Below are 20867 nucleotides of genomic sequence, written 5' to 3' on the forward strand. Positions count from 1 at the left end.
GATGGCGGAAGGGATCCACGCGTTCCCATCTCGAACACGACCGTTAAGCCTTCCAGCGTCGATGGTACTTGAACCGCAGGGTTCTGGGAGAGTAGAACGTTGCCAAGCAATTGAAAGAGCCTTACTTGGATTATTCCAAGCAAGGCTCTTTTTTGCATTAATTCGTGACCGGAGACTACCCATGTTATGGTTAGCTGGATTTCCTACTGCTAATTTCGAGATTTTCTTACTTCTAGCCCAAAATCAACGAAATTAGCGGGAGAAAACTCATCTATATATCGTTACTGTAAGTAACAAGATGTTTCCTTGCTCGAAATTTTCACTAACCCGCTCTTGCGGTAAGGTTGGAGACGAAATAGCATCCAAAGCCTCGGGATCAGCATCCAGCAGTGGAATATGGTCAGGTGAACCAGCCACGTGCCTGGTATCCACGGATATAAGATAAGGATCAATGCCAGCCCAATGGAGAACAGGTGAACCTGTACTTTGGTGACGAGACGGACGGAGGCATTGCCTTCAGGCAAGAAACCTGACCAGAAGATACCGAAGCGGTAAGACCAACCTCGCATCGCCATGCCAATGGTAAAGTGGAAATAAGCGCGAATAAGCAAAGTGTGAAAAATGAGCACAAGTGGGTAACTTACAAGCAGCGGAAGCCAATGGCTGGAGTCAAATTTATAGAAGACTATCAGAATTAGAGATGTATAATAGAGAACTATTTTATATATAGAGTGATAAAATCGCTTCATTAAAGTATAGCTATAAATCGTAGATTCTTTGGATAAGTTGGATTCTTGTTTGATTGACATATACTAGGACCTCCGCACCGCGGTAACGCGTTATGTTTGTATTATCGGCATTTCCCTTCCAAAATATGAGCGTTTAGCTAGTTTAGGAGAATCGCGAATCGGACATACTAGTCGTAAAAGATCGTGGGGTGATCATATGGAGGAGAACCGGTTTGGACTGTGTATGATTTGCGAGCAGCAACGAGTTGGCGGGATTCACATTGTTACAGCATTCATTTGTGATGACTGTAGTAAAGAAATCGTCAAAACGAACGTGTCTGATCAGAAGTATTCGTTTTATGTGAGTCAGATGAAGAAGGCATTTTACATGGGGAATTCGAGACAGTACATGAATTAAGAGGAGAAGCTTCTTTTACAGAAGCTTTTTTTGTTTTTTTGTCGCCAATCCACTACTATAGAAGGGTAAATCGAAAATTAGTGGCTCACGAAGCTCGAGGAGTTTGATCTGTTTGTGCAGCGAACATTTAGATAAGGCTCGAGCCCCGCTATATGAGGCTATGGTTGCCCATCACGATAAGAAGTCTATTAGCTTACATGTACCAGGTCATAAATCAGGCCAGGGGCTATTGGAAGAAGGAAATGTGTTTCTACAATCGGTCATGTCCATTGATTATACAGAAATTACAGGCCTGGATGATTTGCATCATCCAGAGGGTGTGATTAAGGAGGCGGAGCAGCTCGCGGCGGCGTGCTTTGGCGCGGAGGAGACGTATTTTCTCATTGGCGGGAGCACGGTTGGTAATGTAGCGATGATCGGAGCTGTTTGTCAGCGTGATGATCTGATACTTGTCCAAAGAAATGTACATAAGTCGGTCATTCATGGGCTCATGCTGGCAGGTGCTCAAGCGGTATTCTTAGCGCCAGAAGTTGATTTAGAGACCGGAGCTGCAACTTGCTTACATATTGAGGATGTTAGAAGGGCGTTGGAACTGTATCCGACTGCAAAGGCATTATTGATAACAAATCCTACTTATTATGGTGTCGGCACGGAATTAAAGCCTTTCGCGGATCTGATGCATGAGACAGGAAAACTGCTGTTAGTAGATGAAGCGCATGGTGCGCATTTCGGCTTTCATGAGGAGGTACCAGCTTCCGCATTATCCCAAGGGGCAGACGCTGTTGTGCAGTCTACGCATAAGATGCTGACTGCAATGACGATGGGGGCGATGCTCCATGTACAGGGTCCAAGGATCGATAGAAAGGCAATCCAACGTTTGTTGGCGATGCTTCAAAGCTCAAGTCCTTCCTACCCGATTATGGCATCGCTGGACTTAGCGAGAAAGCGGATGCACACGGAAGGTCATGTTTGGTTGGGACAAGGACTCCAGATCATGAAGGAATTTCGAGAAGGGGTAGATGCCCTGCAAAGCCTTCGTTACTATCCACAGACATATTCGGAGTCAAGCGGCAGGAGAGCCGTCGAAACGACGGATCCTTTTAAAATAGCGATCTATGATCCCAATCACCGTATATCGGGAGCTGAGCTCAAGGATAGGTTAGAAGCCGAAGGCTGTTTTGTAGAGATGACAGATGGCTATCTGGTTTTACTCGTTTTTTCCCCTGCTACCCGCAGAGAGGATATGCTTCATGTTCTACACGTTTTGAGCAACATTTGTTTGGACATCAGGGACGATAAGCAGGAACTTCAGGCGCCCATCTCGAATATAATTAAATTACCCACCTACGCACCCATCTCCTCGCCAATACGGTTTGACCATCGCACTGTGTTTCAAGCAACGACTCGCGTGGTTAATATGGAGGAAGCAATAGGGCAGCGCTCAGGTGATATGGTAATTCCTTATCCGCCTGGTATTCCTTATTTATATCCAGGTGAAATCATTACGGTTTCTGTAGCCGAGGCACTTGTATTTTTGGCTAGCCAGGGCATCAGGTTCCAAGGAACCCATTTTGGACAGACGTACAAATTAACTATATACACAGATCACGAAGAGACTTCGTGAGGCAGTATGCAGGAGGAACACGTGAACGGAATATTCATTACGTTTGAAGGGCCGGACGGCTCCGGAAAAACAACACAGCTTAAGAAGATTGCTCAGGAACTGCAAGAGTTAGGACATGATGTGCTCGTGACCAGAGAACCTGGTGGTACTGCTATTAGTAACAAAATCCGCAGTATTATCCTTGACCCTGTGAATGAGGAGATGGTGGATCAAGCAGAGGTATTGCTTTATGCAGCATCGCGTGCGCAACACGTTCATGAGTTGATCCTTCCAGCTTTGAAAGCAGGTCGTATTGTTCTTTGCGATCGTTTCATTGATGCTAGTGTGGCCTATCAGTCCTATGGTCTTGGTGTCGATATCGAGATGGTTAAGCGTATTTCCCAATACGCTAGCTCAGGGCTTCAAGCGACAAGGACGTATATCATGGATGTACCTGTTGAAGTGAGCTTAGAGCGATTAAGTATGCGAGCTGGTGCTAGTGAGTTCACACAACAGTTGGATCGCATTGAGCAGAAAAATGTCGATTATCACAGCAGAGTACGTGAGGGTTTCCACCAAATTGCATCGGATCATCCAGAGCGTGTGCTTATGATTGATGCGAATCGAACTGTTGATCAGATAGCCGCGGATGTTTGGCAGGATTGTAAACAGTTACTTGAGGAACATATTTCCGTTTAAAGCGGAAAACCAATTCTTAGTTTATAATATAAGGAGGCATCACCTATGAAACTAGTCGTAGCCGTTGTTCAGGATAAGGACAGTAACCGTCTCTCTAACGCTTTAATTAAGGAAGGGTTTCGCGCCACGAAGTTGGCAAGTACCGGTGGATTTTTGCGTGCAGGGAATACAACCTTTATGATTGGTACGGAAGATGACCGAGTACAAGAGGTGATGCAGGTGATTCGAGCTAATTGTAAAATCCGCGAGCAGCTAGTAACACCCGTTTCTCCAATGGGGGGAACGACCGATTCGTACATTCCATTTCCAGTGGAAGTGCAAGTGGGTGGGGCAGCCGTTTTCGTCTTGCCAGTTGAACGATTTGAGCATTTCTAACCATAATCAGATCTACACAAGGATGGATGCGTCTTGAAAATTAATCCGGGGTTGCAGCCCATCGGTAAAAATATTAAGGTCGGAGAGAATGTCCCTCCACCACAGATGGCTCCTCGGAACTTCTCTGACATTATGCAGCAGCATGATCAGAAGTACACCCAGGAGCAACTCGCCAAAATGGTGCAGCAAATTACGATTCAAGGCGATCGCTTGTCCAGAGGTATGACGGTCAGGGATCTGCTGCAGTATAAGCTGCTCATTCGCCAGTTTCTCGAGGAGACGGCTCGTCGAGGGGTCAATTTAAGAGATACGAAGGGCTGGGATCGACGCGGTCGTTCGAAGCGATATAAGCTTTTGGAAGAAATCGATCAGGAGCTTCTCTTATTAGCCGATGATTTGTTGGAGAATGAGCAGGGGCGGATCGAGATCTTGCATCGCATCGGAGAAATCCGAGGGATGTTAATTAATTTGTTATTTTAAAAATATAAGCGTGTAATGGGGCGGTAATAAATGTCCTTCCAAGCGATACCGGGACAAGCAGCAGCCAAACGACTGCTGCAGAACGGACTGCGTCAAGATAGACTTTCGCATGCGTATATTTTCAGCGGTCCTGTTGGGACAGGCCGTTCTGACATGGCCATAGCTCTCGCCAAAGCGATCTATTGCCAGAATGGAACGGATGACGCATGCGGCGAATGCCTGGAATGCCGTAAGGTTGAACATGGGAATCATCCAGATCTCCATGTGGTTGCTCCTGAAGGCGCTTCAATAAAGATTGAGCAGATTCGAGAGTTGCAAAAGGAGTTCGCGTACCGTGCAACAGCATCGGGTACGAAAATATATGTCCTGCACCAAGCCGAAAAAATGACGGTACAGGCTGCGAATAGTTTGTTGAAATTTCTGGAGGAGCCGAACTCTCGTGTTGTGGCGATACTCATTACCGAGAACGGAAATGCCCTGCTGCCAACGATTCAATCGAGGGCGCAGTGGATCCAGTTTACACCAATGGCGCGAGAGCAAATGGTGCTCTCACTGTTGGAAGAAGGCCTTCCAGCAGCGTTAGTTGGGCCTGCAGTACATGTAACAGCAGGATTACAAGCAGCGAGAGATTTAATTGCAGCAAATTGGTTTGCAGAAATGAGAACCGTAATGTTACAATTAGCGAAGGAGACGCTCACACGTTTCCCTACTTCCATGATTACCGTACAACAGCGGATTGTGAAAACAGAACTTGCGGATCATGTATCGACGTTGTTCGACTTATTGATTCTCTGGTTTAAAGATATGGTGCAGTTGCGCCTTGAGCGCAGAGACAAGCTTGTATATAATGACCAGCTAGACTGGATGAGCTCCCTCGCGTTAAGTCGAGATGTCTCAGTCTGGGTGCGTATGATGGAGCAAGCCGTAGATTTACAAAAACGACTGCGTTCCAATGCCAATTCTCAGCTGGTTATAGAGAAAATGCTCGTGGAGATGCAGGGGGTGTAAGATGTACTCAGTGGTTGGCGTCCGCTTTAAGAAAGCGGGTAAAATATATTATTTTGATCCCATTGATTTACCGATCGAGAAAGAGAGTGCCGTTATTGTTGAGACCGCACGCGGTGTAGAATACGGCAAGGTCGTAGTGGGCAAAAAGATTGTTAAAGAAAATGATGTGGTTCTGCCGCTCAAAAAGGTCATTCGCATTGCGGATGATACGGATGCTGATTTGGTTGAAGAGAATAAAAAAGCAGCCAAGGACGCTTTCCAAACGTGTCATGATAAAATAAAAGACCACAGTCTTAAGATGAAGCTAGTGGACGTAGAGTATACCTTTGATCGAAATAAAATTATATTTTATTTTACGGCTGAGGGACGCGTCGATTTCCGCGAACTTGTGAAGGATTTGGCGAGTATTTTTCGGACAAGAATTGAGCTCCGTCAAATTGGTGTGCGTGATGAAGCGAAGATGCTGGGTGGCATAGGTCCGTGTGGGCGAATTCTATGTTGTTCTTCCTTCTTAGGTGATTTCGAGCCAGTCTCCATTAAGATGGCGAAAGATCAGAATCTTTCCTTGAATCCAACGAAGATTTCAGGGTTATGCGGAAGATTAATGTGCTGCTTGAAATATGAACATGATAACTATGAAAGTGCCAAAGATTCGCTGCCGACAGTTGGTCGTTTGGTTATAACTTCTTTTGGTAGTGGGAAGGTATTAGGGCTTAATATTAAAGAACGCACGGCAAAGGTTCAATTGTTTGATCTTGGGAAAGCGCTAGATCTACCATTCGATGATGTTGTTGAACAGGAATAGAAGATCGAGGATCCAAGGAGGCGCTGGCCAGTAAGCATGCATGGCACTAGAGGTGAAAGCGTGGATAAACAAGATATTTTTGGACAAATAGATGGGATCGAAGAAAGAATGGGTACCACGTATGCGGAATTAGGTGCCTTGAAGAAACGGATTATTACCCTCATCGAAGAAAATAAGAGATTAAGCATAGAGAATCAGCAACTACGTAAGCTTATCCGCCAAGAGGAAACGGTGGTCGAGGAGCCGATACGGAATACTGATGACGAACCGGTACAGTTGCCTGGAGCCGGATATGATAATTTAACCCGCTTATACAATGAAGGATTTCATATTTGCAATGTGTACTATGGACACCTTCGGACCGAGGGCGATTGTTTGTTTTGCTTATCCTTTTTAAATAAATAAGACGTTTGGCCGTAGGGGTTATCCCTTACGGTTTTTTTCCATAATAAGCAACATAGAGAAAGGAAAGACGTATGAAGCAAGTTCCCTTACTACCGACTGAACGAATTGATGATTTATTGACATATGATTTGAAAATTATCCAAAGTGACGAAGTGTTCAGCTTCTCGATGGATGCGGTACTCCTAGGGAGGTTTAGCAGTGTTCCGCCAAAGGGGCGAATCATAGACTTATGTACAGGTAATGGCGTGGTCCCCCTATTGCTATCAACACGGACACGAGCGGACATCTGGGGCGTCGAAATCCAGGAACGGTTGGCAGATATGGCCGTACGTAATGCGGACATTAACGATCTATCGGAGCGGTTGCACATGGTGCAGGGGGATTTGAAAACCATTCATAAAACTCTGGGACATGGACAGTTTGATGCCGTCACGGTGAATCCGCCTTATCTGCCTGTGCCGAATGGTGAACAGAATAGTAATGCGCATTTTGCAGCCGCGCGTCATGAGATCCATTGCACGCTAGAGGATGTCGTTGCGGCGAGCGCAAGGTTAGTCAAAGCAGGCGGGAAAGTAGCCATGGTGCATCGTGCGACACGTGTAGTTGACATCATCTGTCTGATGAGACAGTACCGTATCGAACCGAAACGAATCCGTTATGTGCATGCACGTGCGGGAGAGGAAGCGATGATGGTGCTGATCGAAGGGATGAAAGATGGAAAGCCGGAGATTCGCACGCTGCCGCCTCTAATCGTATACACGGAGAACGAGGAATACTGCCAAGAGTTGAAAGAGATTTACTATGGCGGGCGGAGTTCTCTGGAGTTCTCGTAGAGAGGCTAGCTGTATAACTAATTATAAAGTGATGAGGGATTTAACTGTGAGTGTAACGATACAGAAGAGCTACCGCGAGGATCCTAGCGGTGCAGGCACGCTATACCTGGTTGCCACGCCGATCGGCAACCTCGAAGATATGACCTTCCGCGCGATCCGCACGCTGAAGGAAGTGAACCTGATTGCCGCCGAAGACACGCGGCAAACACGCAAGCTGCTGACCCACTTCGAAGTCGCGACGCGACTGGTCAGCTATCACGAACACAACAAGCAAGCAAGCGGCCCGGAGCTGGTCCGCTTGCTGCTTGAAGGGCAGAGCATCGCGCTAGTCAGCGATGCCGGCTTGCCGGCCATATCCGACCCAGGTTATGACCTGGTGCGGATGGCCGTAGACGAGGGCGTGCCGGTGGTGCCCATCCCTGGCGCGAATGCGGCTCTGTCGGCGCTGATTGCATCAGGCCTGCCGACAGAGCGATTTGCCTTCGTCGGTTTTCTCCCCAGGGAGAAAAAGGATGGGACGAAGTTGCTTGAAGGACTGCAGCATGTGCAAGACACATTGCTGTTCTATGAATCGCCGCACCGCGTGGAGAAAACACTTCTGCGCATGGCAGAAGTGTGGGGGGCGGAGCGCAGGGTTTGCCTCGCCCGCGAGTTGACGAAGCGGTACGAGGAGTTCCTGCGCGGCACGATTGCAGAGTGCCTCGCGCACCTAGAGCAGAACCCGCCGCAGGGCGAGTACTGCATTATCGCCGAAGGCGCATCCGACGCAGCTGTGCAGGAAGCGGCGGATGGATGGTGGGAGGCGAAGACGCTCGGCGAGCATGTCGCCCACTATGAGGACCGAGGGATCGATCGCAAGGAGGCGCTGAAGCTGGTTGCGACGGATCGTGGATTATCGAAACGGGATGTATATAATGCGCTGCTAGAGCGCTAAAGTGCTAAGCTCGGCCTAATAAGCATAAAAAAGGAAAAGGCCCCTTCAGGGGCCGGATCCATTTACATATATAGGATACTTCTTTCTTAAACTTTCAGCCTAGACAGCAGTGTGCTAGGTGTCTTCTTTGGCAAAGACAAAAAAAGATCTCTAACCCGTGGCCGAAGCCAACAAAGTTAGAGATGAAAGGAGATATGAAAAAGGTTAGAATTACCAATAGGATAAGTGCTACTTCTATTATATACTACTTTTCTTATTTTGTCACAGGTGTTGGCATTTCTGCTAAACAAATATGGCAAACAATTTTTCCTTTGAAATACGAAACATTCTCCGCATTGCCACAGAAGATACAAGCAGGCTCATATTTCTTCAACATGATGCGCTCGCCGTCTACATATATTTCCAAAGCGTCTTTCTCGCCAATTCCCAAAGTGCGGCGCAACTCAATTGGAATAACAACGCGTCCTAGTTCGTCCACTTTTCTAACAATTCCTGTAGATTTCATCATATATATAAAACCCCTTTCGATTTTATCAATTTTTAATCAAGATCGTCATGTTTCGACATTTGCTTATGACTTATGATACCAACGATTCCCAAAATAGTCAACCATATTTTCGCTGAAAACAGAGGGCGAATTCCTCAAATTTTTCATTTCTGTGACAGGTAAAAAAACCGTAATCACGCTAAGAATAAGGGGTTGTAAGTGATATATTACATAATTTTGATTTTTGAGTATGTGAGAAGTATTGGAAAAATTTTATCTAAATTCGTTAATAAATTGGAATTTGTAAATCGACAATAATCGACATGAAAGAGGGTTGTATGTCGAATATGTCGAAAACATTTAACATACTAAGGGGGCTATGCCACATGAAAGAAGAGAAAGTGTTTAAGGATCCCGTTCATAAGTACATCTATGTGCAAGATGAAACGATTTGGGATTTAATTAATACAAAGGAATTCCAACGCTTACGCCGTATTCGTCAACTGGGTACGTCCTATTTAACTTTTCATGGCGCTGAGCATAGTCGCTTCTCTCACTCGCTTGGCGTCTATGAGGTTACGCGAAAAATTATTTCGCAATTCGAACGCAATCACTATGAGGATTGGCCGAAGGAAGAGCGTTTGCTCTGTCTATGCGCAGCATTATTGCATGATTTGGGCCATGGACCGTTTTCTCACTCTATCGAGAAGGCTTTTGGTACAAGACATGAGGACTGGTCCTGCCGCATTGTGCTAGGAGATACCGAAGTGAATGAAGTGTTGAGTCGTGTCTCACCTGATTTTCCGAAAAAGGTGGCAGGGGTCATTTGTAAATCCTATAGCGAAGAAATTGTGGTGAGCTTGGTATCCAGCCAACTGGATGCGGACCGTATGGATTATTTGTTGCGTGATGCTTACTTTACAGGAGTAAATTATGGTACGTTCGATTTGGAGCGGATTCTTAGGGTGATTCGGCCGTACAAAGGGCATATTGTGGTCAAAGAAAGCGGTATGCATGCTGTAGAAGATTACCTCATGTCTCGTTATCAGATGTATTGGCAGGTATATTTCCATCCCGTGACCCGAAGTGCAGAAATTTTGTTGCATAAAGTATTTGCGCGTGCTAAGCATTTATATGAAGAAGGCTATACGTTCGGCTTTATGGTTGAACCGATCCTTCATCTCATTCAGAATCGCATTTCCTTAGATGATTATTTGCTGCTCGATGAGTCTGTGATGCAAACGATGCTAACCTTTTGGAGTCAAGAAAAGGATGGTATGCTAGGGGATATGTGCAAGCGTTTCTTAGATCGCAAATTGTACAAGTACAGCACATTTGATGGCGCTCAGGAGCAGCTCATTCAGCGAATGGAAAAAGTAATGCAAGAGGTTGGCTTCGACCCGACTTACTATATGGAAATTGATTTCCCTTCTAATCAATCTTATGACGTGTACAGAGCTGGTGAAAATGATGACAATTTGCCAATCCTTTTATTAGATCATAAGGACAATTTAACGGAGATCACGCAACGCTCGGAGATTGTGAAGTCAATTAGCGGCTTCCAAATGGGTAAGCATCATGTGTACTATCCTGAGGAACTCCTGGAGCGTTTGAATGCGGAAGACTATCCAGATGTATGGGAGATGTTGGGGGAGCAAGATTAAGTGAGGTCAATCAGAGGTTTCAAAATGATAATGGAACACAAAACATATTCAGATACATAAGGGAGAACAGTCATGCTAACGGATTCACACACACATTTAAATGCCGAACAATTTAAAGATGATCAAGAGGAAGTCATTCAGCGGGCGCTAGAAGCAGGCGTGACGAGAATTGTGAATGTCGGCTTCAATCGTGAAACGATTCCTAGCTCCATTGAGTTAGCTGAGAAATACGATTTTATTTATACGACGGTAGGTTGGCATCCCGTTGATGCTATTGATATGATGCCTGGTGATCTAGAATGGATTGAGTCTCTATGTCAGCATGAGAAAGTGGTTGCTATCGGGGAGATCGGTCTGGATTACTACTGGGATAAGTCACCGAAGGATGTTCAGCAGCGGGTATTTCGAGAGCAAATTCGTCTTGCGCGAAAGTTGGGCATGCCGATTGTGATTCATAATCGAGATGCGCATCAGGACATTCTGACGATTCTCAAAGAGGAGAAGGCAGCCGAAGTCGGAGGTATTATGCATTGTTTTTCAGGGAGCTGGGAAACAGCAAAGCAATGTCTGGATATGAATTTCCATATTTCGTTTGGTGGGCCAGTTACGTTCAAAAATGCTGTGCAACCGAAAGAAGTCTTGGCGAAAGTTCCGCTTGATCGTCTACTCATCGAAACGGATGCTCCGTACTTAACGCCCCATCCTTTCCGCGGTAAGCGCAACGAAACAGGTTATGTTCGCTTAGTGGCTGAAACTGCCGCGGAAATTCGAGGGATGTCACTGGAAGAGATCGCTGAGATTACGACGAATAATGCGATACGATTACTCGGCCTCAAGTAAGGCATTTTTCTTGAACTTTCGGCGAAGCACAACGCCAGACGCGAAAGAAATAAGGGCCAGACTTACCAAGGGAACTAGGAGATACAAGATAGGGGTTCCTATCATAAATGGAATCGTCAGGATGACTAGCTGCAGGGTAAGTGTTAACCAGATGATATAAGCAAGGGAGCCAGCTTTAGCTTGTGCTTCCAAAGGGTACATATCGAGCCAGAATGTATATCGATGTGCACGTTCTAATGAAGTAAGCTGAACCATCGAGATGGCCAGCGCAATGAGCAGGATGACACTTCGCGCAGTAGTGGAGTCTGCAACAGCTATAGCTAAGACGCCGATTAGGGTCAGTCGAAGCACAATGGCGAATAACTCAGTGCGAATCAATGTCTTCATATATAAGTAGAGAAACGCCGAATCCTGTCGAAATGAAATCAATCGGGTAAGTCCGCTGATCCATCCTCGGCGGGCTATTCGCGTTGGCAATTGAGGTACATCTACGAACCAGTTGAAGAAGGCGTAGAGTCTAGCTTGTTGCTGCTTCTCTTTGGCAATCAGGTAGTCCCATCCAATCACATATTTGGCTACGTTTCGGAATGCAATCAGCCAAACGAATACAAGAATGATGGCAGCAAGGCTTGCCCATAAACTGCTGTAGTGAAATTGGATTGTAACTAAAGCGATAGTGGCGATCCATCGAAAACAGACAGATATCACCCTTGTTCGTTCAGCAGCAAATCTTCCTTCCTGCCAACTCGCTAATAGGTTCGCTACTTTTAATAGAAGCAACAGAGCTAACATAAGTAAAAATGGCTGTGATTCCGTGCCTAAACAGTGCTTATACAGGGGGCTTAAGGTGACCCAAGCGAGAAATAACCAAATGCCCTGCAACGAAAAGCTATATAGAAAGCTGCTTCGAAAATAGGCACCCATTTCATGTTCGATCCGTAATAGAAACATGCGATCAGCACTGCGAGTCAGCGTTCGGATAGAGCTCGAAGCAATGAGTGGAACGAGCACGAGCAGGACAATCCACAGGTAGGGATAATCTGTCGGAAGACGCTGTAATGTTTTTGCATAATAATAGGAAGAAACGATGACAAGAAACAACAAGAAGCCAATAAAGTTGCTGCGTGCAGCATACTGCCAATACCCCATGGATTCCTTCATATAATGTTGGAAACGCTGCTTCCATAATGCATGTGTGTTAAATGCATGTGTACTATCGGATAAGTGACTCATGCCATGTCTCCTTGAACAAGCTTGTAAAAGATGTCGTCTAATGACGCCTGAGGCAGCTTGGTTTGTTCGCGTAATTCGACTAAATCTCCCTGAGCTACCATACGCCCTTTGTGGAGAATGACATAGCCATCGCAATATTTTTCAATTGTAGACAAAATGTGTGAGGAAATGAGAAAGGATGCACCTTTTTGTTTCATTTTAACCATCAATTCGAGCAAGGAACGAATCGCTAAAGGATCGAGTCCGAGAAACGGCTCATCGATAATATATAAAGAGGGCTCGATCAGGAAGGCATTCATGATCATGACCTTTTGCTTCATCCCTTTGGATAAATGGCTCGCAAAGCTATTCAGTTTGTCTTTCATTTGGAACTGTTCTAACAAGGATTGGGAACGGGTTTCGTAATCCTCCTTGGAAACGCCGTAAGCCATGGCCGTTAATTCAAGGTGTTCGCGTATCGTAAGCTCTTCGTATAGCTCTGGACTTTCAGGTACATACGCATACGTCGCACGGTAAGGTAATGGATCTTCGGCTAACGTTAAACCGTTAATGCGAATGAATCCTTTTTGCGGTTGAAGCAGTCCAAGTATATTTTTGATGGTGGTACTTTTACCTGCACCGTTGAGTCCGATCAATCCCATCATTTCACCTTGACGAATGGAAAAGGTAAGATCATGAAGAACAGGTTTATTGGGTAAATATCCACCGAATAAAGCGTTTACTTGCAAGATGGGCCCCATCTCAATTGCCTCCCTAAATAGCAAATTATTGGTATTTTTTAATCAAATACTTCCAGAATCATTATAAACAAATTTGCATTTTTAGCCTAGTTTTGGTCATTATACTATGAAAAATAGCGTATACGTACGTTATAGTTAGAAAAATGTAGATATAATTGGGTTATATTCGAAAAATAATCAAAATTTAATTGATTTAGCCCTTTTTAACGGGTGTTAATCCCTTTACAGGTTGAGATTAACAGCGTAATATACTTTTCATAATAACTTAATATCCAATTTGCCAAATTTCCATTCGCTGAGTTCCAAATGTGGGAACGGGGGAACCACTGCAAACTTGAATTGCACACCAATGCAGTTTAAGTAAGCAGAGAGTAATAGGGGTGAATCATAGACGTTAAACAAGCAGTTTGCGTCTACGTAGGGCGACTCTCACGTCCGAATCCGTCAGCTAACCTCGTAAGCGTAAGAGAGGTAACGATTGTCGTGCGTGCTATTTGTATTTCACTATGCAAACTAAGCCAGCGAGAAGAGTCCTCTTCTTGCTGGCTTTTTGTCCACATACAGGGTTCTACACAGATCGGAAGACATAAAATAACCCGGAATTCATAGGATGATGAATAGGTAAAAGGGGGGGACGACCAGATTCGGCCTAGGTATATTTTCGGCTGATGATGGCGAGCATGTTAAGTTAAACTAAAAAACCTTAGTCGCGTCAAATTTAATCATGCTGTAACCTGGCGGCGAGGCTTTGAAGGAGGACCGAAGAAGTGGGCAGTATCTCAATTAGCGAGACCCATGTAAAACGATCATCCAGCATGTCCTTCGCATTGCGATGGAAGCATGAAAACTTGCGTTTGATTTTAAGCTTAGCTGTAATCTCAATCGCAATGACTTTCATGTTTTTGGTGTTGTTGTACGGAACGGCTACCAAGAGCGTATCCGTGGTTGTGAATGGACAAGAAACTGTTGTGCACACGAAGCAATGGGTCCTGCAACGCCTACTGGATGAACAAGCCATAACGATTGGTGAACACGATGAAATTTCAGCTGCACTCACGACTAAGCTCAAGGGTGGAGACAAAATTGTTATCGAGCATGCCTCACCAATTCAATTGACTGCTGATGGAAAGACCACCACTGTTTACACAACTGCAAGAACGGTAGAAAGTGCATTGCAACGTTTAAATATTGCACTTGGGGAGACCGATCGTATCACTCCCGAACCGACAGCCGCTCTGACCACAGGCGATGAAATCAAGATCGTCCGTGTGAAAAAAGAGACGGAGGAAGTCTCTGAACCGATCGCATTCGAGACAGAGAAAAAGAATGACGCGTCTTTACTTAAAGGGAAAGAGCAAGTCGTCCAAGAGGGTAAAGAAGGCGTATTGGTCAAGAAGAAAGAAAAGACTTTCGAAGACGGTGTTTTAGTCGCGGAAGCAGTTGTGGGTGAAGAAGTACAAACAGAAAGTGTTAAAAAAGTAGTTTCCGTAGGCACCAAAAACCCTGTGGTTGTTCTCTCTGCCTCTTCACCGAGTGTGGATGAGGTTTCCAAGAACGGTGTGACCTTCGGTTACAAACAAATTCTCAAAAACGTGAAGCTAACAGCTTATTCAGCGGGCGCTGCGTCGACGGGCAAAACCGAAGGCTCCTCGGGCTATGGTAAAACCTACACAGGTACTACCGTGACCGAAGGTCGTACGATTGCGGTCGATCCGAAAGTGATTCCGCTTGGATGGTGGGTATACATCGAAGGAATTGGATTCCGTCGCGCTGAGGATATTGGCAGTGGCGTGAAAGGCCAAATGATCGATGTGTACTATGAAGATCATGGTTATGCTAATAAATTCGGCACGAAGCAAGGGTACACTGTGTATGTGGTTGGCCCTACAAAACCGTCCCAAAACTAACGTGTAAACGGTAGTTTTGACGGGAACACTACTAAATACACGTAGCTTGGCATCTGCCTGCGCGAAAGAAGAGGAGACCCCTCTTCTTTTTCTGCGTACTGGGGAAGGAAATCGGTGATGATAAAAGAAATGATCGTTGTGGAAGGCAAGGACGATACGGCGGCCATCAGGCGCGCTGTGGAGGCGGATACGATTGAAACAGGCGGCTCCGCTATCGGACAAGCCGTTCTCAAGCGAATCGCGCTGGCACAGCAGCGCAGAGGCGTCATTATATTCACGGATCCGGATCACGCCGGTGAGCGGATTCGTAAAATCGTAGCAGCCAAGGTGCCTGGCTGCAAGCATGCTTTCATTACGCAGGAGCAAGCTGCGTATAAAGGCGATATTGGCGTCGAGAATGCGACGCCTGAGACAATCCGCCAGGCGCTCCAGAGCCTGCGGACGGAGTATAACGCTGCCGTCTCGCAGCTGACGATGGAGGATCTGATTGCTGCCGGCCTCATCGTGCATCCCGATGCGGCGGCTCGTCGATTGACTGTAGGCAATGCACTTGGCATTGGCTATTGCAATGGTAAACAATTTTATAAGCGATGCGCGATGTTCCAGATATCGCGAGAGGAATTCGAAGCGGCACTTGAGCATTTGAATTGATTGACGAGAACGAGAACCTATAGATACGAGGTCTATACTATGAATATAAACGGACAAGAGGTTGTTGTAACAGCAGAAGATGTGGCAACACCAAGTAAAACGAAACAAATTATTAAGAAGAATGGACTCGTGCTGAAGAAGAGCTTAGGCCAGAACTTCTTGATTGATCAGAATATATTGAGCAAAATCGTTATGGCCGCTGAGCTCGGCCCTACGAAAGCTGCGCTGGAGATCGGCCCGGGGATTGGCGCACTCACGCAGCAGCTAGCCAAGCTCGCTGGCCGCGTGCTGGCTGTGGAGATCGATCAGCGCCTGCTGCCCATCCTGGACGAAACGCTGGCGCCTTACCCCCATGCCACTGTCGTTCATGGGGATATCTTGAAAACCAACCTGCCGGAGCTGTTCCGGCAGCATTTTGAAGGCGTGGAAGGCGTCAGCGTTGTCGCCAACTTGCCTTACTACATCACGACGCCGATCATCATGAAGCTTCTGGAAGAGAAGCTTCCGCTGGAGAATATCGTCGTGATGATTCAAAAAGAAGTGGCCGACCGCATGGCGGCTCGTCCGGGCACCAAAGATTACGGCAGCCTAAGCATTGCCGTGCAGTTCTACTGCGAGCCGGAGCTCGTCACAATCGTGCCTCGCACCGTCTTCGTGCCGCAGCCGAACGTCGATTCCGCTGTCATCCGCCTGCGTGTGCGTCAAGCGCCGCCGGTCGAAGTGGCGGACGTGGACTTCTTCTTCGCTGTCGTCCAAGCGTCCTTCGTTCAGCGTCGCAAAACGCTTTACAACAACCTCGCGGCGAGGTTCTTTACGAAAGAGAACAAACCGGAGCTGGAAGCGTTGCTGCACAGCATTCAAATTGAGCCTTCGCGCCGCGGCGAAACGCTCAGCATGGAAGAGTTCGCGCGCTTGTCAACGGCGCTTCGCGCGCACGGCTGCAAATAACCCGCACCAAATGCCTAGCCTCGCCATAGGATACCCTTAGGAGGGGATTTGTGCGATGAGGCAAGGAGATTTTGTTACCCGTATTTCCTATGGCGGCGACGTCGTATTTAAAATTGAGCGAATTGAGCATCTCAAGGCCATTCTGCGAGGTGTTGATGTTCGGTTGCTTGCAGATGCGCCGCTCACGGATCTGACAAAAACGAATCCTAAGGAGACCTTAGATCATCCACGGTCAAGCTCGCCTGAGTTTCGTGAGTCGCTGCGTCGACTAGCGGTTTCCCAAGTGCAACTGCAGGAGAAGAATCAGTTAGCCATAAATCATAAACAAAAGTCATTACCCACGAATAATAGCTATTTTGAAGTGCCGGGAAGGGTGCTTCACTTGGATGGCGATCCAAGTTATCTACGCAAAAGTATGCAATTGTATGGTGAATTGCGCGTGCCAGCAGAAGGTTTCTACATTCCTGAGGTGCAAATGGCGGAGGCACTGCAAAGATTGCTTCCTCAATATAAACCGGATATTGTCGTCATCACAGGTCATGATGGCATTTTGAAAAGCCGCCAAAGTGCCAGCCCGAGCAATCTGTCTAGTTACAAGAATTCTCAAAACTTTGTGAATGCCGTGCGAGTTGCCAGACAATATGAGAGGGATCGTGATTCTTTGATTATTGTTGCAGGGGCTTGTCAGTCCCATTTCGAAGCCTTGCTGCGGGCAGGGGCTAATTTCGCAAGTTCTCCTGCGCGCATTCTCATTCACGCGTTAGATCCGCTGTGCATCGCCGCTAAGCTGTCCTACACGCCAACAAGAGAGACAATCTCGATGTTGGATATTATGGATTTAACGGTGACCGGTTTAGAGGGCCTAGGAGGCGTGGAGACGCGCGGTAGTTATCGGATGGGCATTCCTGGTATTCATCACACGGAAGAGTCTGTGTAGCTAAATATGGCGCCTCTAGAAGACGGTGCATAGTGGCTAGTGCTTTCGTGGCATGGACACGTTCCATAATTTAGCTATTTAAAAGAAATACTAACCCGTCAGCAGACTCCTTGGAGGAGAGCGACGGCGAGTGTTTCTTTTTTTTGCGTAATGATAGCTTGTATAGCCCTTATTTGCTCGAAAAGAAGCGGGCATGTCTAAGGAGACGGGAAATAGTTTCTCGTTAACTGGAAAAGTGTGAATAATTTGCGAACATTGGTGACAACCTGAAGGGAGGAGAAATCCGAAAATGAACAAAAATGCCGTTGACAACGGGATTAGGGTGCTGATATAATATTTGCCCTTATTTGACATGAAGGGGTAAATGGGTTATAATTGACAAGGAAAGAGGTGGTAGTTGACAATGGCAAAAAATGCGCTATTGGAAATCAAACGCAGTTTGGAACCCCACGTTGGGCAGAAGATCATGTTGAGAGCGAATGGTGGCCGTCGTAAGACAGTCGAGCGTTCTGGTGTTTTAGAAGAAACCTACCCTTCTGTGTTTATTGTGAAATTAGATCAAGAATCTCACGCCTTCAAACGAGTGTCATACAGCTACGCCGATATCCTTACTGAATCCGTCGAAGTTACTGTATGTAATGATGATGGTCAAGTCCGCATCACTTACATACAGCATTAGCTTAATAACGTTCCGATATTGAACAGGCCCTTATGGTCTGTTTTTGCTTTATATAGGGGTAACCTGATGGTGCATGGACTTACATGGATAGGACATACTAATCGAAATCGTCAATCACTGCTTATGATGGTTGCAGCGTTCATTGTGCGAAAATGATAAGGAGGATTTGGTATGAGTCGAAGAAGAAGTGTCATGTCCGAAAGTTTTAAATATGAATTAGCAAAGGATCTTGGTTTCTATGACGTTGTGCAACGTGAAGGTTGGGCAGGTATTCGTACGAAGGATGCAGGGAATATGGTGAAGCGGGCTATTCAAATTGCGGAGGAGCATCTCGCTAAGCAATACGTCGGTGCTTCGAACAACATGCATGCGGGTTCCTCGAACTATCGCCAGACGACAGCTAGTCCGCCTTTGAATTATGGGCAGGCGCATACACCTTCCTATAACACCTACCAGCAGCAGGCTGGTGCGATGAACCAAAATTATCAGCAAACTGGACAGGTTACGCAACGTCCGTATTATAGCTAAAGCAAATGCTTTAGCTTTTTTTTTGCGCTTTTGTTATAATATCGAAATGGCAAACGAGCAAAAGAAGGTGATCGGATGAAGATTTTTGAGAAAGCACCGGCTAAAATTAATTTGTCTCTTGATGTTCTACATAAAAGACCTGACGGTTACCATGAAGTTGAAATGGTGATGACGATGGTAGACCTGGCTGATCGGATTGAAATGCAGGAGATGGCGCGTGATACGATCATCATATCTAGTCAGGCGGGGTATATTCCGCTTGATGAGAAGAATCTAGCCTTTCAGGCTGCGCGTCTCATTAAAGACCGCTATGACGTCAAACAAGGCGTCTACATTCATTTGGACAAGCGGATCCCTGTAGCGGCAGGACTGGCAGGCGGGAGCAGTGACGCGGCGGCGACGTTGCGAGGCCTCAATCGTCTCTGGAACCTGAATATCCCCAATGAGGAGCTGCAGGTGCTAGGCGCTGAGCTTGGATCTGATGTGCCTTTCTGTGTAACGGGGGGGACTGCACTTGCAACAGGACGTGGCGAGAAGCTGGAGCATATCTCTGCTCCTCCGCAATGCTGGGTTGTCTTAGCGAAGCCGCCTATCAACGTATCAACCTCGGAGATCTACGGAAAGCTGAATGCACGTGAAATTAAGCAACACCCATCCACAGCAGGTGTACTGAGTGCGATACGGGACAAGCAGTTCGATCGTTTGTGCGATAATCTAGGCAATGTCTTGGAGGAAGTGACGCTGGATCTGTATCCGGAAGTCAGACATCTGAAGGAATGCATGCAGCGTTTGGGAGCAGACGGCGTGTTGATGTCAGGTAGCGGGCCGACTGTGTTTGGTCTCGTTTCCAAGGAAGCCAAGGTGCCGCGCATCTACAATGGACTGCGAGGTTTTTGTAAAGACGTTTACGCGGTGCGCATGTTGACGTAAATGGCGATATTTGAGCCCCGTGATGGGGCTCTTTTTCATCTAAAGGGGCATAATGGTAAGAGTCGTGTCTAAATCTTGGATAATGTTATATCTGTGTCAGGTTCGTGTTAACATAATTTTCATGGTAAGCTTGAATAAATACGTATAAAAGTGGTATATTTTCATTATAATATTCGGATTTTTGGGGGTAGTGCGATGAAAAAGTTGAAAAGGAGCGCTAGGCTGGTAGAAATGACACAATATTTGTTGTTTCGCCCCCACTCGTTAATCCCTTTAACGACTTTTGCCGAGCGTTACAACTCCGCGAAATCTTCCATAAGCGAAGATCTTGCCATTATTAAAGAAGTTTTTGAAGAAGAAGGACTTGGTGAACTGAATACGCTTGCTGGTGCCGCCGGAGGCGTGAAGTTTTCACCGAAGGTGCCGAAAGAAATATCCTTGAAGTTTATCCAGAATCTATGCCTGCAGCTCCAACAACCAGAACGGATTCTACCCGGTGGATACTTGTATATGTCGGATATCATGGGACAACCTCAATATTTGAACGAAATTGGCAAAACCTTTGCATCCGCTTTCGCTGGTCGGGACGTGGACGTGATTATGACTGTTGAAACCAAAGGGATACCGCTCGCTTATGCGACGGCCACTTATATGAATTTGCCTGTTGTTATCGTACGTAGAGACAGCCGAGTGACGGAAGGTTCTGCGGTTAGCATTAACTATGTGTCGGGCTCCAACAAACGGATCCAGACCATGTCACTAGCGAGGCGCGCGCTGAAGGAAGAGTCCAAGGTGCTCATCATCGATGACTTCATGCATGTAGGCGGTACCATTCATGGCATGATGGATCTGTTGGCGGAGTTTAAAGCGACTGTGCAGGGCGTAGGCGTATTCATGGAATCCTGCGAGGCCGAGGAGCAGTTGGTTGATAACTACGTATCACTAGCACGGTTATATGGCGTAGACTCCAAGACGAAGCAAATTACAGTAGAGCCAGGCAACTATTTTGACGCAAAGTAAACGATGAAGTCCTCC

The 20867-nt window shown here is 46.4% G+C and carries 23 protein-coding genes, 1 rRNA gene, 1 pseudogene and 1 riboswitch; of the genes and pseudogenes, 21 read left to right on the top strand and 4 right to left on the bottom strand.

Annotated features, from left to right (window positions below; all coding sequences use genetic code 11):
• Positions 1–108 (top strand): 5S ribosomal RNA (gene rrf, locus AC58QT_RS32055); the annotation flags it as partial.
• A 173-nt stretch (positions 109–281) separates the two neighbouring features.
• On the opposite strand, the gene AC58QT_RS32060 is transcribed toward rrf, so the two are convergent.
• Positions 282–809, bottom strand: a complete 528-nt coding sequence (locus AC58QT_RS32060) for a hypothetical protein (protein WP_497412553.1) — start codon at positions 807–809, stop codon at positions 282–284.
• A 136-nt stretch (positions 810–945) separates the two neighbouring features.
• Between AC58QT_RS32060 and AC58QT_RS32065 the strand changes: the two genes are divergently transcribed.
• The 10 genes from AC58QT_RS32065 (at position 946) to rsmI (ending at position 8288) form a co-directional block, all read left to right on the top strand.
• Positions 946–1146 carry a sigma factor G inhibitor Gin gene (locus tag AC58QT_RS32065; protein ID WP_497412554.1) on the top strand — a complete coding sequence of 67 codons (201 nt, stop codon included), beginning with the start codon at positions 946–948 and terminating at the stop codon, positions 1144–1146.
• Between the two features lie 112 nt (positions 1147–1258).
• Positions 1259–2770 carry an aminotransferase class I/II-fold pyridoxal phosphate-dependent enzyme gene (locus AC58QT_RS32070; protein WP_497412555.1) on the top strand — a complete coding sequence of 504 codons (1512 nt, stop codon included), beginning with the start codon at positions 1259–1261 and terminating at the stop codon, positions 2768–2770.
• 21 nt (positions 2771–2791) lie between these two features.
• On the top strand, positions 2792–3448 hold the full coding sequence (gene tmk, locus AC58QT_RS32075) for a dTMP kinase (RefSeq protein ID WP_497412556.1): 657 nt from the start codon (positions 2792–2794) through the stop codon (positions 3446–3448).
• Between the two features lie 45 nt (positions 3449–3493).
• Positions 3494–3823 (top strand): cyclic di-AMP receptor DarA, encoded by a 330-nt coding sequence (gene darA, locus AC58QT_RS32080; protein WP_056618038.1) that lies wholly within the window; start codon positions 3494–3496, stop codon positions 3821–3823.
• 33 nt (positions 3824–3856) lie between these two features.
• Positions 3857–4303, top strand: coding sequence for a YaaR family protein (locus AC58QT_RS32085; protein ID WP_310502552.1), 447 nt, complete (start codon positions 3857–3859; stop codon positions 4301–4303).
• A gap of 30 nt (positions 4304–4333) precedes the next feature.
• A complete protein-coding gene (gene holB / locus AC58QT_RS32090; protein WP_310502551.1) occupies positions 4334–5311 on the top strand; it encodes a DNA polymerase III subunit delta' in 978 nt (325 codons plus the stop codon).
• A 1-nt stretch (position 5312) separates the two neighbouring features.
• On the top strand, positions 5313–6116 hold the full coding sequence (locus AC58QT_RS32095; protein WP_056618027.1) for a PSP1 domain-containing protein: 804 nt from the start codon (positions 5313–5315) through the stop codon (positions 6114–6116).
• A gap of 60 nt (positions 6117–6176) precedes the next feature.
• Positions 6177–6521: a DNA replication initiation control protein YabA gene (gene yabA, locus AC58QT_RS32100; RefSeq protein ID WP_497412557.1), complete on the top strand. Its 345-nt coding sequence runs from the start codon at positions 6177–6179 to the stop codon at positions 6519–6521.
• A gap of 71 nt (positions 6522–6592) precedes the next feature.
• Positions 6593–7354, top strand: a complete 762-nt coding sequence (locus tag AC58QT_RS32105) for a tRNA1(Val) (adenine(37)-N6)-methyltransferase (RefSeq protein ID WP_497412558.1) — start codon at positions 6593–6595, stop codon at positions 7352–7354.
• Between the two features lie 46 nt (positions 7355–7400).
• Complete coding sequence (gene rsmI, locus AC58QT_RS32110; protein WP_497412559.1) at positions 7401–8288, top strand: 16S rRNA (cytidine(1402)-2'-O)-methyltransferase; 888 nt, start codon at positions 7401–7403, stop codon at positions 8286–8288.
• A 253-nt stretch (positions 8289–8541) separates the two neighbouring features.
• Here the strand turns inward: rsmI and AC58QT_RS32115 are convergent, their stop codons facing one another.
• Complete coding sequence (locus AC58QT_RS32115; protein WP_028557356.1) at positions 8542–8796, bottom strand: AbrB/MazE/SpoVT family DNA-binding domain-containing protein; 255 nt, start codon at positions 8794–8796, stop codon at positions 8542–8544.
• A 365-nt stretch (positions 8797–9161) separates the two neighbouring features.
• On the opposite strand from AC58QT_RS32115, the gene AC58QT_RS32120 reads away from it, so the two are divergent.
• Both AC58QT_RS32120 and AC58QT_RS32125 read left to right on the top strand, forming a co-directional pair.
• Positions 9162–10439 carry an HD domain-containing protein gene (locus AC58QT_RS32120; RefSeq protein ID WP_497412560.1) on the top strand — a complete coding sequence of 426 codons (1278 nt, stop codon included), beginning with the start codon at positions 9162–9164 and terminating at the stop codon, positions 10437–10439.
• Positions 10440–10511: 72 nt separating this feature from the next.
• Positions 10512–11279, top strand: a complete 768-nt coding sequence (locus AC58QT_RS32125; protein WP_310502546.1) for a TatD family hydrolase — start codon at positions 10512–10514, stop codon at positions 11277–11279.
• Here the strand turns inward: AC58QT_RS32125 and AC58QT_RS32130 are convergent.
• Together AC58QT_RS32130 and AC58QT_RS32135 are read right to left on the bottom strand one after the other, a co-directional pair.
• Positions 11262–12512, bottom strand: a complete 1251-nt coding sequence (locus tag AC58QT_RS32130; protein WP_497412561.1) for an ABC transporter permease — start codon at positions 12510–12512, stop codon at positions 11262–11264. The two genes, AC58QT_RS32125 and AC58QT_RS32130, sit on opposite strands and share 18 nt — an antisense overlap.
• Positions 12509–13252 carry an ABC transporter ATP-binding protein gene (locus AC58QT_RS32135; protein WP_497412562.1) on the bottom strand — a complete coding sequence of 248 codons (744 nt, stop codon included), beginning with the start codon at positions 13250–13252 and terminating at the stop codon, positions 12509–12511. Before AC58QT_RS32135 ends, AC58QT_RS32130 begins: the two co-directional genes overlap by 4 nt.
• Before the next feature lie 283 nt (positions 13253–13535).
• Positions 13536–13730, top strand: a riboswitch (cyclic di-AMP (ydaO/yuaA leader).
• A 289-nt stretch (positions 13731–14019) separates the two neighbouring features.
• Between AC58QT_RS32135 and AC58QT_RS32140 the strand changes: the two genes are divergently transcribed.
• From AC58QT_RS32140 to purR, 8 genes and pseudogenes are all read left to right on the top strand, one after another.
• Positions 14020–15159: a resuscitation-promoting factor gene (locus AC58QT_RS32140; protein ID WP_497412563.1), complete on the top strand. Its 1140-nt coding sequence runs from the start codon at positions 14020–14022 to the stop codon at positions 15157–15159.
• A 117-nt stretch (positions 15160–15276) separates the two neighbouring features.
• On the top strand, positions 15277–15810 hold the full coding sequence (rnmV, locus tag AC58QT_RS32145) for a ribonuclease M5 (protein ID WP_310502559.1): 534 nt from the start codon (positions 15277–15279) through the stop codon (positions 15808–15810).
• A gap of 39 nt (positions 15811–15849) precedes the next feature.
• Positions 15850–16758: a 16S rRNA (adenine(1518)-N(6)/adenine(1519)-N(6))-dimethyltransferase RsmA gene (gene rsmA, locus AC58QT_RS32150; protein WP_310502542.1), complete on the top strand. Its 909-nt coding sequence runs from the start codon at positions 15850–15852 to the stop codon at positions 16756–16758.
• Positions 16759–16813: 55 nt separating this feature from the next.
• Positions 16814–17695, top strand: coding sequence for a sporulation peptidase YabG (gene yabG / locus AC58QT_RS32155; RefSeq protein WP_497289044.1), 882 nt, complete (start codon positions 16814–16816; stop codon positions 17693–17695).
• Between the two features lie 403 nt (positions 17696–18098).
• On the top strand, positions 18099–18374 hold the full coding sequence (gene veg / locus AC58QT_RS32160; RefSeq protein WP_028557365.1) for a biofilm formation stimulator Veg: 276 nt from the start codon (positions 18099–18101) through the stop codon (positions 18372–18374).
• A 171-nt stretch (positions 18375–18545) separates the two neighbouring features.
• A pseudogene (locus AC58QT_RS32165) lies at positions 18546–18716 on the top strand (small, acid-soluble spore protein, alpha/beta type); the annotation flags it as partial.
• A 261-nt stretch (positions 18717–18977) separates the two neighbouring features.
• The gene (gene ispE / locus AC58QT_RS32170; RefSeq protein WP_057313316.1) at positions 18978–19832 is read left to right on the top strand and encodes a 4-(cytidine 5'-diphospho)-2-C-methyl-D-erythritol kinase; all 855 of its coding nucleotides are present in this window, start codon (positions 18978–18980) and stop codon (positions 19830–19832) included.
• A gap of 195 nt (positions 19833–20027) precedes the next feature.
• The gene (gene purR / locus AC58QT_RS32175; protein WP_171629527.1) at positions 20028–20852 is read left to right on the top strand and encodes a pur operon repressor; all 825 of its coding nucleotides are present in this window, start codon (positions 20028–20030) and stop codon (positions 20850–20852) included.
• Positions 20853–20867: the final 15 nt, after the last annotated feature.

It is taken from the genome of Paenibacillus sp. J31R109 (assembly GCF_059692055.1).

Coding starts and splice junctions, on each gene's coding strand:
- AC58QT_RS32105 (WP_497412558.1), top strand. CDS start 6,593: ATGAAGCAAGTTCCCTTACTACCGACTGAACGAATTGATGATTTATTG.
- AC58QT_RS32060 (WP_497412553.1), bottom strand. CDS start 809: ATGTCAATCAAACAAGAATCCAACTTATCCAAAGAATCTACGATTTAT.
- AC58QT_RS32115 (WP_028557356.1), bottom strand. CDS start 8,796: ATGATGAAATCTACAGGAATTGTTAGAAAAGTGGACGAACTAGGACGC.
- rsmA (WP_310502542.1), top strand. CDS start 15,850: ATGAATATAAACGGACAAGAGGTTGTTGTAACAGCAGAAGATGTGGCA.
- veg (WP_028557365.1), top strand. CDS start 18,099: ATGGCAAAAAATGCGCTATTGGAAATCAAACGCAGTTTGGAACCCCAC.
- AC58QT_RS32065 (WP_497412554.1), top strand. CDS start 946: ATGGAGGAGAACCGGTTTGGACTGTGTATGATTTGCGAGCAGCAACGA.
- purR (WP_171629527.1), top strand. CDS start 20,028: ATGAAAAAGTTGAAAAGGAGCGCTAGGCTGGTAGAAATGACACAATAT.
- ispE (WP_057313316.1), top strand. CDS start 18,978: ATGAAGATTTTTGAGAAAGCACCGGCTAAAATTAATTTGTCTCTTGAT.
- AC58QT_RS32130 (WP_497412561.1), bottom strand. CDS start 12,512: ATGAGTCACTTATCCGATAGTACACATGCATTTAACACACATGCATTA.
- holB (WP_310502551.1), top strand. CDS start 4,334: ATGTCCTTCCAAGCGATACCGGGACAAGCAGCAGCCAAACGACTGCTG.
- AC58QT_RS32135 (WP_497412562.1), bottom strand. CDS start 13,252: ATGGGGCCCATCTTGCAAGTAAACGCTTTATTCGGTGGATATTTACCC.
- darA (WP_056618038.1), top strand. CDS start 3,494: ATGAAACTAGTCGTAGCCGTTGTTCAGGATAAGGACAGTAACCGTCTC.
- yabG (WP_497289044.1), top strand. CDS start 16,814: ATGAGGCAAGGAGATTTTGTTACCCGTATTTCCTATGGCGGCGACGTC.
- AC58QT_RS32120 (WP_497412560.1), top strand. CDS start 9,162: ATGAAAGAAGAGAAAGTGTTTAAGGATCCCGTTCATAAGTACATCTAT.
- rnmV (WP_310502559.1), top strand. CDS start 15,277: ATGATAAAAGAAATGATCGTTGTGGAAGGCAAGGACGATACGGCGGCC.
- AC58QT_RS32125 (WP_310502546.1), top strand. CDS start 10,512: ATGCTAACGGATTCACACACACATTTAAATGCCGAACAATTTAAAGAT.
- AC58QT_RS32095 (WP_056618027.1), top strand. CDS start 5,313: ATGTACTCAGTGGTTGGCGTCCGCTTTAAGAAAGCGGGTAAAATATAT.